Origin of the sequence: Microcoleus sp. Pol11C3, assembly GCF_036701485.1 — a bacterium.
GTDB lineage: Bacteria > Cyanobacteriota > Cyanobacteriia > Cyanobacteriales > Microcoleaceae > Microcoleus.
The window spans coordinates 13,671-28,923 of record NZ_JAUBQW010000084.1; the positions used below are offsets into that span (position 1 = coordinate 13,671).

The 15,253-nt window shown below is 44.3% G+C and carries 14 protein-coding genes; 10 read left to right on the top strand and 4 right to left on the bottom strand.

Going from position 1 to position 15,253, the window contains the following annotated elements; genetic code table 11:
• Positions 1 to 26: 26 nt before the first annotated feature.
• The 8 genes from QUA40_RS18555 to QUA40_RS18590 all read left to right on the top strand — a co-directional run bounded on the left by QUA40_RS18555 (position 27) and on the right by QUA40_RS18590 (position 8,766).
• On the top strand, positions 27 to 2,030 hold the full coding sequence (locus QUA40_RS18555; RefSeq protein ID WP_333128419.1) for an ABC transporter ATP-binding protein: 2,004 nt from the start codon (positions 27 to 29) through the stop codon (positions 2,028 to 2,030).
• 63 nt (positions 2,031 to 2,093) lie between these two features.
• Positions 2,094 to 3,293 (top strand): glycosyltransferase family 4 protein, encoded by a 1,200-nt coding sequence (locus tag QUA40_RS18560; RefSeq protein WP_333128421.1) that lies wholly within the window; start codon positions 2,094 to 2,096, stop codon positions 3,291 to 3,293.
• Between the two features lie 118 nt (positions 3,294 to 3,411).
• The gene (locus QUA40_RS18565; RefSeq protein ID WP_333128424.1) at positions 3,412 to 4,377 is read left to right on the top strand and encodes a glycosyltransferase family 10 domain-containing protein; all 966 of its coding nucleotides are present in this window, start codon (positions 3,412 to 3,414) and stop codon (positions 4,375 to 4,377) included.
• On the top strand, positions 4,374 to 5,477 hold the full coding sequence (locus QUA40_RS18570; RefSeq protein WP_333128426.1) for a formylglycine-generating enzyme family protein: 1,104 nt from the start codon (positions 4,374 to 4,376) through the stop codon (positions 5,475 to 5,477). The genes QUA40_RS18565 and QUA40_RS18570 overlap by 4 nt, the downstream gene beginning before the upstream one ends.
• Positions 5,478 to 5,604: 127 nt before the next feature.
• Positions 5,605 to 6,579: an Npun_R2821/Npun_R2822 family protein gene (locus QUA40_RS18575; RefSeq protein ID WP_333128429.1), complete on the top strand. Its 975-nt coding sequence runs from the start codon at positions 5,605 to 5,607 to the stop codon at positions 6,577 to 6,579.
• The gene (locus QUA40_RS18580; RefSeq protein ID WP_333128431.1) at positions 6,576 to 7,448 is read left to right on the top strand and encodes an Npun_R2821/Npun_R2822 family protein; all 873 of its coding nucleotides are present in this window, start codon (positions 6,576 to 6,578) and stop codon (positions 7,446 to 7,448) included. The genes QUA40_RS18575 and QUA40_RS18580 overlap by 4 nt, the downstream gene beginning before the upstream one ends.
• A gap of 12 nt (positions 7,449 to 7,460) precedes the next feature.
• On the top strand, positions 7,461 to 7,700 hold the full coding sequence (locus QUA40_RS18585) for a hypothetical protein (protein ID WP_333128433.1): 240 nt from the start codon (positions 7,461 to 7,463) through the stop codon (positions 7,698 to 7,700).
• 43 nt (positions 7,701 to 7,743) lie between these two features.
• On the top strand, positions 7,744 to 8,766 hold the full coding sequence (locus QUA40_RS18590; RefSeq protein ID WP_333128435.1) for an Npun_R2821/Npun_R2822 family protein: 1,023 nt from the start codon (positions 7,744 to 7,746) through the stop codon (positions 8,764 to 8,766).
• Between the two features lie 3 nt (positions 8,767 to 8,769).
• Here the strand turns inward: QUA40_RS18590 and QUA40_RS18595 are convergent, their stop codons facing one another.
• From QUA40_RS18595 to QUA40_RS18610, 4 genes are all read right to left on the bottom strand, one after another.
• Positions 8,770 to 9,720 (bottom strand): NAD-dependent epimerase/dehydratase family protein, encoded by a 951-nt coding sequence (locus tag QUA40_RS18595; RefSeq protein WP_333128438.1) that lies wholly within the window; start codon positions 9,718 to 9,720, stop codon positions 8,770 to 8,772.
• A 185-nt stretch (positions 9,721 to 9,905) separates the two neighbouring features.
• Entirely contained in the window at positions 9,906 to 10,280 is a 375-nt protein-coding gene (locus tag QUA40_RS18600) for a hypothetical protein (protein WP_333128441.1), read from the bottom strand.
• 148 nt (positions 10,281 to 10,428) lie between these two features.
• Entirely contained in the window at positions 10,429 to 12,105 is a 1,677-nt protein-coding gene (locus QUA40_RS18605; protein WP_333128444.1) for an AarF/ABC1/UbiB kinase family protein, read from the bottom strand.
• A 424-nt stretch (positions 12,106 to 12,529) separates the two neighbouring features.
• Positions 12,530 to 13,687, bottom strand: a complete 1,158-nt coding sequence (locus tag QUA40_RS18610) for a DegT/DnrJ/EryC1/StrS family aminotransferase (protein WP_333128446.1) — start codon at positions 13,685 to 13,687, stop codon at positions 12,530 to 12,532.
• A gap of 127 nt (positions 13,688 to 13,814) precedes the next feature.
• Here QUA40_RS18610 and QUA40_RS18615 point away from each other — a divergent pair, with 127 nt between their 5' ends.
• Both QUA40_RS18615 and QUA40_RS18620 read left to right on the top strand, forming a co-directional pair.
• Positions 13,815 to 14,594 carry an ABC transporter permease gene (locus QUA40_RS18615; RefSeq protein ID WP_333104365.1) on the top strand — a complete coding sequence of 260 codons (780 nt, stop codon included), beginning with the start codon at positions 13,815 to 13,817 and terminating at the stop codon, positions 14,592 to 14,594.
• A 151-nt stretch (positions 14,595 to 14,745) separates the two neighbouring features.
• Entirely contained in the window at positions 14,746 to 15,195 is a 450-nt protein-coding gene (locus QUA40_RS18620; RefSeq protein ID WP_333128448.1) for a Uma2 family endonuclease, read from the top strand.
• The last annotated feature ends 58 nt before the right edge of the window (positions 15,196 to 15,253 follow it).

Sequence of the window (15,253 nt, forward strand, 5' to 3'; positions counted from 1 at the left end):
CCGTACTGTTTAGCTGGGAATGCTTCATGTCTGCCAATAAGCTACTCCTAAAATTTGCCAGACGATATCCCGGCAGGATTCTCTTAACTGTGATGCTGGGCTTTTCTGGCGCTTTATTCAACGGTATCAGCACTACTCTGATTGTACCAGTGCTTTTAAGTTTTTTAGAAGAAGCTATCGAGCTGCGCGGCGCTCCACCTCTAATTAAAACTTTGATGTATCCCTTTGAGGGAATGCCCCAAAATCAGCGTTTAATGTTGATGACAGTGGCGATTATTCTGGCCATTATTTTTAAAAATGTTGCGAGTTATATCAATACTTTAGTAGCTACTTCTCTGACGCGCGCTCTAACTTTTGATTTGCGAGAAGCAGGTTTGCGGTTGTTGTTAGAAGTAGATTTAGATTTTTATTCTAAAACTAAAGTCGGGGATTTAATTAATAGGTTGGGCGGAGAGATTGGTCGGACTGCTAGTGCAGTGGGTACGGCGATCGGAATGTTTACTACCTCAATTACGGTTTTGGTTTTTGTGGGTCTGCTACTTTCGCTCTCGTGGAAACTGACGGTGACAGCTACAGTTTTGCTGGCGTTAGTTGCTTGGACAAATCAACATATTATTAACCGTTCCAAGCATTTTGGCTACCTGCTTTCTGAAATGTCTAAAGATTATTCGGTTAGGGTGCTGGAAACCATTACTGGGATTCGGCTGGTCAAGTCAACGGGGAATGAGGAAAGGGAGTATCAGCGGATCAAGCATTTAATTCAAAGGCGAGAACAAGCGGATTTTCAGGCTCAGGTAAATTATGCGGCGATCGCCCCAATTAACGAAGTTGTTAATTTGATAGTTATAATTTTGATTGTATTTATAGGTCGCACAATATTTGCGAATGAGATAGAGTCTATTGCTACAATTTTATTAACCTATTTATTGGTACTTTTTCGGCTAATTCCTTTAATTTCTCAGTTGAATAGTGGGCGCAGTCAATTTGCTAATACATCGGCTAGTGTAGAGGTAGTTAGTGATTTTTTGAGCTGCGAGGACAAGCCATTTATGCTGAACGGTTCTGTGCCGTACACTCATTTGCGATCGGGAATTCATTTTAGTAAAATATCTTTTAGTTATCCTAACCACAAAAGTTTAGTTCTTCAAGGAGTTGATTTATTTCTACCTCACGGCACTACTTTGGCTTTGGTAGGAACGTCGGGTTCTGGGAAGTCAACTTTGGCAGATTTACTGCCGAGATTTTACGATCCTACTGAAGGTCATATCTCGCTCGATGGCATAGATTTGCGCGAATTTGAGCTGAAAAGTCTCAGACAAGCGATGGGTATTGTTAGCCAAGATACGTTTTTGTTTAATGCTTCAGTACGCGAAAATATTGCTTACGCTAGGCCCCAAGCGACTGAGGAAGAAATTGTGGAAGCGGCGAAGGGAGCGAATGCTTACGAGTTTATCCAACTGTTGCCGGAGGGGTTGGATACTCAAATTGGCGATCGGGGCGTGATCTTATCGGGAGGGCAGCGTCAGAGAATTTCAATTGCTAGAGCCCTGCTGCAAAACCCGGAAATCTTAATTTTAGATGAGGCAACGAGTTCGCTGGATACGGTTTCGGAAAGGTACGTGCAAGCGGCGATCGAGAAATTGAGTTGCGATCGCACAACCTTAGTCATCGCCCACCGCCTCTCCACAGTCCAAAAAGCCAACAAAATCGCCGTGATCGATCGCGGGCAAGTAGTAGAAATGGGTTCCCACGAAGAATTGCTAGCAAAAGGAGGTTACTACACTCGCTTGTATTCAGTGCAATTTGCCGAAGAAACCGCTCGCGATGAAGCTCTAATTAGAGGTTCTTACGAAATTCGCACTCGCCTGACTCCCATGATAGCTTACCTCAAATTGCTAGTAGATGAAATGGTAGAATCTCCCGAAGAAAGAGACGAGTTAATTAGAGAATCCTTTCACTCTGCTGCTAATATTTTCACTACTTTAGAATTTATAGAAAAGACTATTAAGCGTCAGGCTGTTAAAAAGTAGTCAGTTGGCATTAGTCATTAGTCAACTGTCTGCACAGTCAACAATTACCAATTACCAATTACCATGTCCAAATATTATGTATTTTTTACCAGAAATATCTTGCCGCAACCCAATGTCGCGAGCTTAGTTCAAGTTGCACACTCTGCAAATGCCGCAGCAAATCTCGGTTATCCAGCAGTTTTGGTATACCTCCGCAAAGGCTGGAGTGCTTTGAATCCCGTTCATTTACTCGATCCTTTTCAACCGAAAAAACCGGATGACAAACTTGCCAAAATTTACAATATTCAGGAAAAATTAAAAGTAGCAGATTTGCCCATACCTTGGCCGATCGATCTTTGGGATAACAAGTGGACGAGTGCGAGTACCATAGTATCAAAATACTATTTACCGATTCACCTGCTTAAATCGACTCAAATTGTCCATAGCCGGGACTGGAACTTTGTCAAAGCAGCAATTAAAAACGGAATTCCCGCTATCTACGAACAGCACCACCATGAAAACAAGCAATTTGAATCAGAAATTGTCCGCAATCCTCTGTTTCAGATTTCCGTAACTGTGGCCGATACAGTGCGAGACAGCATGATTTTGAATGGGATGCCGCCGGAAAAAGTAATTACGCTGCACAACGGTTTTAACCATTTGTTTCTCGTGAGACAAACAGAAGCTGCCCAGAATTGGCGACAGCAATTATTAGAAGATGACAGACAGTATTTAGCAGTTTATGCAGGGGGACTTTACCCGTTTAAAGGTGTTGATATGTTGGTGGATGTGGCTAAGGAATTGCCGCGAGTTCAATTTGCGATCGCGGGCGGTAATTCATCCCAAGTAACAGCCTACCAGCAATTAGCCAAATCCAAGCAAGTTAACAACATTAAATTTCTCGGCTACCTCCCTCAAAATCAACTTGCTAGCTTGCTGCAAGCAGCCGATGTTTTGACTCACCCTCACTGTTTGACAGAGGCCGCGACGTTCACATCTCCTTTAAAATTCTTTGATTACATGGCATCGGGAACTCCGATTGTAGCGACAGAGATTGCATCTTTAATGGAATTTAAATCGGGAAATATAGCAGCAACTTGGTGCGAACCGGATAACCCGCACCAGTTCGCGCAAAGCATTCGAGATTGTTTAACCAAATATCCGAGGAAAAGCGAAGGTTATGCAGAAACCATGGATTTTGTCAAGCAATTTTCTTGGGAAAATAGGATACAGAAAATTATGGGTTATGTAGATGAAGGCGTGCGATCGCCAATCATTCATTAATCCTCATCCGATAATTTTAAAATCCGTAGGGGCCGGTTTTACCAACAATCATCCCCAAAAATTAATAATCTCATAAACCCGCCTCGCCCACACGCAAAAACCAGATTTATTATTAGATATGAGCCAAAAAATCATCGGCACAATCACCACCTACCCAGGCATGAACCAAAGCGACTGGCTGTGGCAACAAACCCCCCACAACTTCGGCAAATGGGGCAACATTCAAATGCTAGCCAACCACCCAGAACCAGACTTTTTACTCATGTATCAATTCGACTTTCCCCAACAGCCTAAAAAGCGATCTTGGATTGACAAAATTCGCCGTCCCAGCCCCAAAAATCCTGAAAACGACATTCGAGAAAAATTGCGCGGTGTCCCCAAGGAACGCATAATTTACCTGATACGCGAGCCGCCATTGCCAGAAGTTATTGAAATTACCAAAGCCAATTACGAACAAGCCAAACTTTACTGCGGTTACGTTTCCGGCCCCGACGACTTCGCACCAAAACCCGATTATATGCCCGCGATTTGGTATCACTCTAACTCGTTTCGAGAACTAGATGAAATGCCTGCGCCGCCGAAAACTAAATCCTGTTCTTGGATTACTTCAGGTGTTAGCCGCACCGTCAATCACCGCCAGAGATTAGACTTTATCAAATTGCTGCGATCGCAAGAATTGGATTTTGACCTTTACGGGCGAAACTTGCCAACTTGGGCGCGGGGGAACGGGACTGTCAACAATAAATGGTACGCCGTCGCGCCATACTATTACAACTTAGCTATTGAAAATTATGCCGAAAACGATTGGTATGTCAGCGAGAAGCTTTGGGATGCTTTGTTAGCTTGGTGTTTGCCAATTTATTACGGCGGTTCGGCGGCGGATAAATTGTTGCCGGCGGGGAGTTTTCTGCGGCTGCCCAGTCTGGATGAGAAAGGAGTAGAATTTATTAAAGAGGTTGTGGCTACTGCAGATTATTGGCATGAAGCCAGGGATAAAATTGCCGAAGCCAGACACCTCATTCTCCACGAATTAAACTTGCTCAATTGGCTGTCTAAGTTTGTATCTCAGGAAATAGCGCGATGAAAGAAAATCCAAATCAACCCAGAGAATACGATGCCGTACTCGGCGGTCAACATCCACCCCCCCTCGGTGCTGGTGTCTTAGGCGGGATTTCCGGCGTTAAGAGTCGTTTGGCTTCACCGATTGTCGAGGTGAAAATTGCTGCAATGTCTGAAGCGCTGAAATATGGAGTTGCAGGTTTAGATTTAATAATTGGGACACTGCAAGATGAATCAATGCAGGTGAAGTTTGCAGCCTGTTCGCTGCTGAAGGATAGAGATGAACCAAATATAAAACAGCAGTTACAAAAATATTTTCGTACTTTTGACTTTTATGTGATAACAGTGGATGCTGCAGGAAAAGAAAACAGTCGTCGCCGTCATTATGCTCATTTCTTTTCTCAATACTTAGGGAAAAAAGTTGTGCTGGAAATGGTTTATATTCCCGGCGGAACTTTTATGATGGGTTCCCCGCTAACAGAAAAAGGTAGATATGATACTGAAGAAAGTCCGCAGCATCAAGTAACAGTACCCGCTTTTTTTGCAGGCAAATACTCCATCACCCAAGCACAGTGGCAAGCAGTGATGGGAAACAACCCATCCTATTTCCCAGGTGAAAAACGTCCTGTAGAAAATGTATCGTGGGATCAGGCCTTTAAATTCTGCAGCAAACTCTCGCAAAAAACTCGGAAAAAATATCGCCTCCTGAGTGAAGCAGAATGGGAATACGCCTGTCGTGCGGGTACAACAACCCCATTTCATTTTGGGGAAACTATTACCCCGGAATTAGTCAACTGTGACGGAAGGCTCCCCTACGCAAACGCCTCCATAAGACTTTACCGCGAACAAACAACAGATGTAGGGAGTTTTCCCCCCAATGCTTTTGGACTGTACGATATGCACGGCAATGTTTCGGAGTTGTGCAGCGATTGGTGGCACGAAAACTATAACGGCGCACCAACTGACGGAAGTTCCTGGGAAACCGGCATAAGTAACGGCAGAGTGCAGCGTGGCGGTTTCTGGTACTACGATGCGGTACTTTGCCGCAGTGCCAGTCGCTACTTTGATTCGGAGGGCAGCCGCCGCGGGAAAATCGGTTTTCGTGTAGCTGTGGATTTGGCGTAGTCTCCGGTTTTCGGTTCTGTGCTGTAGTCTCCCATGCTCACCCTTCTCTATCCTTTAACCATTTAGATAATTCGGCGGTGGAAACCGCAACGACACAAACAAAGTCCGCCTTTGCGAGACTATAGATATGAATGGAATTTGCACGCTTGCCAACGATACAGTTTGCGACCAACTAATTGCCTTGCTCAACAGTATTAAAGTTATCTTAGGCTCAAATATTCCTGTCTGTATTTATCCTTTCGACGACCAAATAGAGGAAATCAAAGCTGAAATTGTTAACCGTCCCAACGTCTTTATTTATGAAGATAGCGCATCAATTCAGCGATGGGACAAATTCATGCAAGCAGCCGCACCCGAGCGTTTGAACCGCAAAAAGTTTCGGCTTTACGGCGCACACCGACGCTTTTGCGCTTTCGACGGCCCGTTTGAAAAGTTTATCTATATGGATGCCGATACTTTGGTGATGAATTCCCTTGATGCGGTTTTTCAGAAGTTAGAGGAATCGGATTTTGTGGTTTATGATTTTCAATTTCGCGACCCAACTAAAGTATACAATATTCAGTCACCAAAACTCCTCGAAGTTTTTGAGCAAAATCGGATCGAATCGGAAATATTTTGTTCGGGATTTTACGCCAGCAAGCAAGGATTGTTTGAGCAAGATACTAGGGAATGGCTGGTAGCTCAACTGCAATCGGGCGAGGCGGAAATTCTCTATGAAGGTGCGGGAGAACAGCCGTTGCTCAATTATATGGTGATGAAAACGGGGATGAGTAGCTATAATTTTGCTTATAGTCTCCCGGATGGCGAAAAAACCGGGTGCAGCGTCACTTCTAAACATTTTGAAGAGCAAGATCGGATTTTGTACGACAAGGGAAACCGACTTACTTACATTCATTATATTGGTGTGCCGCCGGATTTAATTGGGAGAGTTTGTGCGGGCGAAAATATTGAGTTTCCCTATCGCGATTTGTTCCTGCATTACCGCTATCTCCGCGAACCGTCCAAGCGTCCGATTTTTGCCCAAGCGCCAAAGTCTTATACTGAGGTTTCTGCGCCGAATTTGTTAAAAAGGGTATTGAGAAGGTTGAGGATAAATGTATGAGTCGCGGTATTTATATTGTTGCGAATGATAAGGTGATCGAAAGTGCGATCGCCCTTTTAAACAGCATACGTCTGTACAATTGTCAAGTACCAATTTTTCTGATTCCATTCGACGACAATTATCAGCAAGTCGCAGTCGCACTCAGCAGTCTCCACGGGGTGCGATTGTTCCCAAATCTGGAGTTTGTGGAACAGTTTACCAGAGAAATTGGCCAAACGTTCGATCGCAACTTTTTAGCCCTCCCCAACAAAATGCGAAAACTCGCCGCCTGGTTTGGCCCCCTTGACGAATTTCTGTACATCGATACCGATATCATCGTCTTTGAAGACATCGCAGCCAACTTAAACAAACTATCAGAAGTAGACTTTTTTTGCTGCGACTATCACCACCTCAGCGAAAAACTGCGAAATGTATTTGCCCCCGCTGTAAAAGAACAGAATATCTTTACCGACTCACAGCTTCAAGATGTATTCAACAGCGGTTTTTGGGCTTCAAAAAAAGGAACTATTACACAATCGCAAATGTATGAGATTTTGCGAGAATGTTCGCAGCATCGAGAATATTTTGACTTTACTCAAAATGTCACAGACCAACCTATACTAAATTATATCATTCTTAAATTGATTTCCAAACGCTGCAATCTTGTTAAAGATTCAGCAACCGAACCTGGAAGCTGGGCTGGTTCCAAGCATTTTCAAGAAATAGATTATGTTCTTTATGACCAAGGAAAAAGGTTGAAATATCTTCACTGGGCTGGAATACCGATTAAATCAGGTAGTCCTTACTGGAAACTTTGGCAACATTATCGTTATCTCAATGAGGAAAAACCAAATTTAGTGCAAAAAATATTTCGGGTTTTCAGTAGGTGAGGATAAACTCCTATGTTGGATCATTATCAACAAGTTTTGAATAACAGGCAAGATGCCTGTTCCACAATTCATAAATCTTGTGGTGTTTTTGACACCAAACAAGCTGGAAACAACAGGCAAGATGCCTGTTCCACAATTCATAAATTTTGTGGTGTTTTTGACACCAAACAAGCTTTGAATAACAGGCAAGATGCCTGTTCCACAATCAATAAATTTTATTTCTTGTGGTGTGGGCATCTTGCCCGCACATAAAAAGCAATATATATGCGCTGGGTTACTTATTAACTAATAAACTATGACTGATGGCATTTATATTCTAGCAAACGATGTTGTTTTTGACCACTTAGTCGCTTTATTGAACAGTCTCGAAGTCAATGGGGCAAAAAATATTCCTGTTTGCATCATTTCCTACGATGATAACCTGAAAAAAGTGCGAGTAGAAATTGCAACTCGCCATAATGTCACACTGTTTGACAATACCGATTCCATCGATTTTTGGGAAGACTTTGCAACTCAAGCTTGGACATCTCACCGCAAGGCTCAAAAAGTTTGGCCAGCCAAAGGTTGGCAGCAAGTTCACAGTTTAGGAATGCACCGAAAATTTTGCTGTTTTGACGGCCCTTTTGACAAATTTGTCTATTTTGACTGCGACACTCTGTTAATGGGTTCTCTAGATTACATCTATCAAAAACTTGATGAATTTGATTTGGTAGCCAACGATTTTCAATATAAGTCTGACCTCAATTATGTATTTGACTTATCATCCAAAAAAATCGCAGAAATTTTCAATCTGGACCGAGTGCAATCCCAAATTTTTTGTGCTGGTTGGTTTGCTTCAAAAAAAGGTATTTTAAATAGAAATAACTCAAATCAGCTTTTAGATAAATTGACTTCAGGAGAAGCAGAAATTTTGTCTTTGCGGGGAACTGACCAACCTTTATTTAACTATTTAGTCGCGCGCAGCGGCATCTCTTTTTATAACTTTGCTTATCATCAACCTGCTGGGGTAACGGGAAATCATTGGTCTTCTCAATTTGAGGTGATAGATTATGTTCTATACGATAAAGGGCGACGGTTGACTTATTTGCACTACATGAGCATTTCGGCTGCAAAGTTTACTCGATTGTGTGCTGGCGAAGATGTTGAGATTCCCTACCGAGACGTATTTCTGCACTACCGATATTTGCATTCCCCGGAAACACAGCCCAAACTCGCGCCTCCAAATTGGTTGGTTCGCTTGCAGAGAAATCTCAAAATTTGGGGAATTCAAAAAGTTAACAATGTTCAATTTAAGTTGAGGAATTTCTGGGATAGATAGCATCTAACTGTACACAGACTGAATCCACTCCCATTCGCGCCTTAAACCTTCTTCTAAAGCAACCTGGGGCTGATAACCTAAGATTTTCTGGGCTTTAGACACATCCGCGCTAGTGTGCCGCGCGTCTCCCCTCGCAGCTTCAGTAAAATCTATCCGAATAGGTCGATCGACAATTCTCTCTATTGTATCAATAACTTCTTTTAAAACTACCCGACTTCCCCCACCAATATTAAAAACTTCCCCCGCAGCTTCCGCAACCTCAGCCGCAGCTAAATTCGCCGCAACGCAATCGCTGATAAACGTAAAATCCCGCGTTTGCAATCCGTCGCCGAAAATAGAAATCGCCTCATCAAACAAAATCGACTTAAAAAACTTGTGAAAAGCCATATCGGGGCGCTGTCTCGGCCCGTAAACGGTAAAATAGCGCAGCGAAGTAGTCGGAAGACCAAAATTTTTGTAATAAAGCCCGCACAAACGTTCACCGGCTAATTTTGTAATTCCGTAGGGAGAAACCGGCTGCGGACAAGCATTTTCATTCGTGGGAAAAGATTCAGCATTGCCGTAAATAGAAGACGATGAGGCATAGACAAACTTTTGTAATCGGGGCGCATCTTTGGCCGCTTCTAACAATACTTGAGTGCTGTTAATATTGCGTTCGGTATAGCTGCGAAAACCGTCGCCCCAGCTAGCACGAACTCCTGCTTGCGCCGCCTGATGAAATATTACCTTAGCATCGGATAAAAGACCTCGCCAATTTAGAGACAAAATATCGCCTTCCACCAATTCAAAACCAGGATACTTTTCAAATCGTGCAATATTCTTGCGCTTGAGATCAGGATCGTAATAATCGTTGAACTCATCAACACCGATCACCGTCTCCCCTCGATTTAAAAGAGTTTCTACTAAGTTAGAACCAATAAACCCCGCCGCACCCGTAACAATTAAAATACTCATTCGATTTTATATTTTAGATTTTAGATTTAAAATTTTTACACAAATTATTGCATAAGTTGTCCTCTTTTTCTTTCTCTTCCTCTGCATTCTCTGCGTTCTCTGCGGTTAAAAAAGCATCAAATAGGATAATCATAGAGAACTATCAACCCCCTTCATTCTGATAAAAAGAGGTTGATAGTTAACTTTCATTGTTCAAAAGAATCTAAATCCAGCGCTTGGGAACCTCCGCGTTCTAACTCGATCAAAAGCTTACCTAGCTGAGTCCAAACTAGCCAGCCCGTCAGTACCGTCAGCGGCAAAGCTAGCGCATAACAAAGTAGTTTTGGAAAGGCAAAAATCTCCATCCCCGAAGCTAAAAATACACAAATTCCGCCAGCCATTCCCAGAAAAGGTATGACCAATTGCAGCCTTGGCAGGTTAGCCAAAGTGCGAGTAGAACGATTTTTAGACCACAGTTGTACGGATTGTTTGAGAGTTGCTTCAAATGCTAGGCCGGAAGCCATACCTGCTAGCAGTCCAGCCGACATTAAAAAATAGGGAGGTTCTGGAAAATAATACACGAATAATTCCTTAATTTGGATAATTGGAAGTTGGGAATGCGGAATGGGGAATGGGGAATGGGGAATGGGAACTTGGCAAGAGTAGAATTTTTTTTCTTCCTTCTTCCTTCTTCCTTCTTCCCTCTTCCTTGTTCCTTCTTCCTTCTAATTAAAATCGAGTTAGCGCGGCTGCTCCTGCTGTGGAAAAATCCGCCAAAGCGCCTAGAGCAACGTTGAATAGGCGACCTGGTTGCAAGTCTTCCTTGACTAAGTTCCACAGGCTGCGAACTTCTTCGGTGTGGATTCGATCGTCCTCAATCAAAGCTAACATTAGCTGGCGTCTCAAAAACGAGCCTTCCTCTGACAGCAAAAATTGCAAGCCTAGTTGTGCTGTGGGTAGCAAGTCGAAACTACGATCGGATCGGGCGATCGCGATCATCTCCTCCAACCTGTTCCACTGGAATTTGCCATCTTTGAATAATACCTCAATCAGACGCCGCCGCAGTGCCGGAGATTCTCCGTTCAACAAACGCCGCGCTACATAAGGATACGCCACCTCGACTATCTTGAAATCGGGATTCAGCGTCAGCGCCAAACCTTCTTCTGTCACCAGAGAGCGAATAATTAAGGCAAATTTCGCCGGCACCCGGAAAGGATAATCGTACATCAACTCCGAAAACTGGTCTGTAATCGTCTTGAAGTTAAAATCTGACACCTTTTCGCCGACGATATCGCCGAGCACAGATTCCAACGCCGGGACGATCGGCATAATATCTGTATCTGGAGTCAAAAAGCCAAGTTTGACAAAATCCTTGGCTAATTGTAAGTAATCTTTGTTGATCAAATGAACGACAGAATCAACCAAAGTTTCTTTAGTTGTTTCTTCCATCTGATCCATCATCCCAAAATCAATGTAAGCCATGCGGCCGTCCGCTAAGGCAAACAGATTTCCCGGATGGGGGTCAGCGTGAAAAAATCCGTGTTCCAGCAACTGCCGCAAACCGCTGCGGACTCCGACTTCAATTAAACTATCCGTATCCAAACCTGCGGCTTTAACACGTTCTATATCTGTCAGCTTGATGCCATCAATCCATTCGAGAGTCAGAACGCAATTTGAAGTATAACGCCAGTAAATACTCGGAACTTTTACTGTCGGGTCGTCGGCAAAATTGGTAGCAAATTTCTCGGCGTTGCGTCCTTCATTAATATAATCAATTTCCTCGAACAATTTGATACCGAATTCATCGACTATTAAACCAAGGTCGTGACCGAGATTCAGCGGCAGCAACGGGCCCAACAATCCAGCCGCCCAGCGCATTAAATAAAGGTCAAGGCTCAAGACTGGCAGCAAATTCGGTCGCTGAACCTTGACTGCTACTGCTTCCCCGGTGAGGAGGCGAGCTCGGTAGACTTGACCAAGACTTGCCGCGGCGACAGGTTCGGGAGAGATTTCGCTATAGGTTTCGCTAATTTTGCGATCGAGTTGCGCTTCAATAATCTCGAAAGCGCGCACGGAGTCAAACGGCGGCAATTGATCCTGAAGTTTGATCAATTCTTCGAGAAAGTCTTTGCGGATCAAATCCGGTCTGGTAGAAAGGGCTTGGCCGACTTTAATGAAAGTGGGGCCCAAGCGAGTGAGTATTTGTCGCAGGTGGGTGGCCCGTTCCGGCTGGTGTGCTGCGACTTCGTGCTGCCAACTGTCCCACAGCATCCCCAGCACAAAGCCCGCAAAGGACCAAATAACGGTAATTGCGCGCCAAATTGCTTTCCAAGGACGGTTGCGGTAATACTGAGCGATCGCTTGTGGATCGTAGCGTCTAGCCTGAGTGAATTGATACTGAGGCACTCGTTTATTTTCCTCTTATCTTCTGAAAATTACAGGTTAAATTGAGAATTGGGCATCGGCCATCGGGCATCGGGCATTAGGCATCAGGGATCGGGCATCGGGGATTGGAAGTCGAAAGTTCAAATATTATTTATTCTTCGTTCTTCGTTCTTCGTTCTTCGTTCTTCCCTCTTCCCTCTTCCTTCTTCCTTCTTCATCATTGACCGATCGCATTGCAAGGTTTAGGCGAGCGGAAAATGCACCCGTTCGAGGCGGATTGCTAGCCTAAATTTGTTTCTTTTCATTAAATATAGTACATAAAAGTACAAGTGATCGGTCAAAATACTTAACCGCTCTCCCTGACCGCTGCACATTCTCACAACACTGCAACCCTGCAATTCTTTTCTCCTCCTGCATTTCCCTCGCTGATGCCATCGCGCCAAAGCTACCGGATGCGATCGCCCTTTGCCAAGCAATCTTTCAGCCCATAAATCGTCCGCTCTTGTTGATCCCTCGACAGTTCCGGGAACATCGGCAAAGACAAGACTTCGCGGCAAACTTGCTCAGCCTTTGGCAACTGACCTGCTTGATAGCCCAAAGATTTGTAAACAGGTTGCAGGTGCAAAGGTAACGGATAGTAAACCATAGAACCGATGCCAGCTTCCTGCAACTGAGCCCGCATCCCATCTCGAAAATCGCCAGAGGGATTTTGCGCCTCTTCTGGACTTGTCAGCCGGATCGTGTATTGATTCCAAACTCCTTTTGCTTCCGGCAATTCTTTGGGGATGGCAACTCCGGGTACGCGGGAGAGAAATTCGCTGTAAAGTGCTGCTTTCTCCTGCCTCTGGGCGTTCCAACTGTCGAGATACCGCAATTTAATGCTGAGAATCGCCGCTTGCAGGGCATCTAAACGGCTGTTGTACCCGATTTCTTCGTAGAAATATCTAGAAGACTGTCCGTGTTCTTTGAGCACTCGCATCGAAGCTGCGAGGGCTGGATCATTTGTCGTCACCGCGCCACCGTCACCGCAAGCGCCTAAATTTTTGGTCGGATAAAAACTAAAGCAGCCGACATGGCCGATGCTGCCGACTTTTCGAGACTGCCACTGGGCCCCGACAGATTGGGCGCAATCTTCAATTACGGCTAAATTGTGCCGAGTCGCAATTTCCATCAACCCAGTCATGTCTACCGGTTGGCCGAAGATGTGGACGGGCATAATTGCCTTGGTTTTGTCGGTAATGGCCGCTTCGAGGAGCTCCACATCCAGATTAAAAGTCTCGCTGTCAATATCGACAAATACTGGAGTCGCACCGACGGCGCTAATTGTCTCAGCCGAAGCAAAAAAGGTAAAAGGAGTGGTAATCACTTCATCGCCGGGGCCAATTTTGAGAGCTCGCAAGGCCAAAATCAGGGCATCCGTGCCGGAGTTGCAGCCAACGCAGTCGGAAACGCCGATGTACTCGGCGAACTCTCGTTCAAAACTCTTCACGACTGGGCCACCTACGTAGCCACCAGAGGCCAGCACTTTTTGCACCGCAGTGGTTATCTCGTCGCCAATCTGGGCGTATTGGCGGGTTAAGTCGAGGGGGGGAACATTATTCACTCTTCACACCATAAATTTCAAGCATTATCAAAGCAAATTCTTGCAGCAAAACTGTTTCTCAGAAACCTTTATTGCAATATCTTATATTTGGACAGGCAAACAATCACATTATCGAAAGGGTAGGCCGGTGTTAATTCTGCTAGATTTTACAGATTTGGGTTGGGCTTTGGGGATGGTGGCGATCGCGATCGGGCTTTCGGCGTGGCAGGGATTGGGATTGGAGGGGGCGATCGCGATCGCCGCGGGGCGCACCCTGATCCAGCTAATCTTAGTCGGATACGTGCTCGCAGTCATATTTGACCCGGAGGGGAAAAATCCTTGGCTGGTTTTAGCAGTTTTAGCAATCATGTTGACAACAGCTAGCATGGTTGCCAGCAACCGCATCAGCAAAAAAATCAAGAATTTACTGCCCTTAGTTTGGGGTTCAATTTTGATAAGTACGGCCTTGACTCTCGCCTATACAAACTTGCTAATTTTGCAACCTGACCCTTGGTACGAACCGCAATACCTGATTCCCTTAGCGGGTATGATTTTGGGCAATGCCATGAACTCCGGGGCGATCGCCGGCGAAAGACTTGTCAGTACAGTTAATAGCAGCCAGTTAGAAATAGAAACCCATTTAAGTTTAGGTTCCACGCCGCAGCAAGCAGTAAAACAGTACCGCAAAGATGCGATCAAAGCTGGATTAATCCCGCTATTAAATACAATGACGGTGGTAGGAATCGTGACATTACCCGGAATGATGACAGGTCAAATGCTGAGTGGTGTCAGTCCTCTCGATGCAGCATCTTACCAGATTTTGATTATGTTTGTGTTAGCGCTGGCAACTGTAATCGCAACTCTGCTGTTGACTGAGGGATTGTCCCGGAAGTTTTTTAATCAAGATGCACAATTGATAAAATGGTAATTGGGAATTGGGCATTGGTAATATCATGTAGGTAGGAACTTACATTTGGCACTCTTTTTAATAACAGGCAAGATGCCTGTTCCACAAGACTTAAATTTTCTTGTGGAACAGGCATCTTGCGCGCCCTGGCCATCACTAAGGATAAATAGCCATGATTCCAACTCCAACTCAACCAGTAACTTTTGAAAAATTTGTCGAAGGGAAACCAGAAAACCGACGTTACGAACTGCACAACGGAGGGATTATTAAAATCGCTCAGCCACCTGGAAAACATGAAGAAATTATCGGTTTTTTAGCCTCGAAATTAACTCTTGAATTTGTCAGGCTAAACCTTCCGTACCTAATCCCAAAACAAGCATTAGTTAAGCCACCAAAACAAGAATCCGCTTATTTACCAGATATTTTGATATTAAATTGCCCAAATTTATTATCAGAACCTCTTTGGGAAAAATTCTCCACTGTGACTCAAGGCGCATCAATTCCGCTGGTTATTGAAGTAGTTAGCACGAATTGGCAAGATGACTACATCAAAAAAGTAGGGGAATACGAACTAATCGGGATTCCTGAATACTGGATTGTGGATTATAGTCATTTCAAATAAATGTGAGACAGAGGCAAGATCATGATAAAATCGATAAAAATAGTTAATTAGAAAAAAA

Coding starts and splice junctions, on each gene's coding strand:
- QUA40_RS18585 (WP_333128433.1), top strand. CDS start 7,461: ATGTTGGATCATTATCAACAAGTTTTGAATAACAGGCAAGATGCCTGT.
- QUA40_RS18575 (WP_333128429.1), top strand. CDS start 5,605: ATGAATGGAATTTGCACGCTTGCCAACGATACAGTTTGCGACCAACTA.
- QUA40_RS18590 (WP_333128435.1), top strand. CDS start 7,744: ATGACTGATGGCATTTATATTCTAGCAAACGATGTTGTTTTTGACCAC.
- QUA40_RS18555 (WP_333128419.1), top strand. CDS start 27: ATGTCTGCCAATAAGCTACTCCTAAAATTTGCCAGACGATATCCCGGC.
- QUA40_RS18565 (WP_333128424.1), top strand. CDS start 3,412: ATGAGCCAAAAAATCATCGGCACAATCACCACCTACCCAGGCATGAAC.
- QUA40_RS18580 (WP_333128431.1), top strand. CDS start 6,576: ATGAGTCGCGGTATTTATATTGTTGCGAATGATAAGGTGATCGAAAGT.
- QUA40_RS18620 (WP_333128448.1), top strand. CDS start 14,746: ATGATTCCAACTCCAACTCAACCAGTAACTTTTGAAAAATTTGTCGAA.
- QUA40_RS18570 (WP_333128426.1), top strand. CDS start 4,374: ATGAAAGAAAATCCAAATCAACCCAGAGAATACGATGCCGTACTCGGC.
- QUA40_RS18595 (WP_333128438.1), bottom strand. CDS start 9,720: ATGAGTATTTTAATTGTTACGGGTGCGGCGGGGTTTATTGGTTCTAAC.
- QUA40_RS18560 (WP_333128421.1), top strand. CDS start 2,094: ATGTCCAAATATTATGTATTTTTTACCAGAAATATCTTGCCGCAACCC.